The following is a 234-nucleotide window of genomic DNA, read 5'->3' as shown; positions in this document are numbered from 1 at the left end:
GGCATTGGCGGTGCTTTGGTGAAGATCGGTGCCAACGAGAAAGGCTCGGCGCTGGCAGCCCCCCAGACCGCTGAGTTTAGCCACCTGTTGTTTAGCCAGGGCATCCAGCAGGGGCTTAGCCGTTTTATGGCCACGCATCCGCCGCTAAAAACACGCATTCAGCGGGCTATGCCAGGCTGGGATGGCCAATTTGTGGCCCTACCGCCTGCTCCCCGTGTCTCAACCCAGCCTGAT

Annotated in this window: 1 pseudogene; it reads left to right on the top strand. The window is 60.7% G+C overall.

The annotated features are described in order from the left end of the window. Positions 1 to 234 (top strand): annotated as a pseudogene (locus R0J87_RS24965) (M48 family metallopeptidase); the annotation flags it as partial.

The organism is Halomonas sp. SIMBA_159, assembly GCF_046536035.1.
GTDB classification, from domain to species: domain Bacteria; phylum Pseudomonadota; class Gammaproteobacteria; order Pseudomonadales; family Halomonadaceae; genus Vreelandella; species Vreelandella venusta_A.
This window is presented reverse-complemented; position numbering and strand designations above follow the sequence as displayed.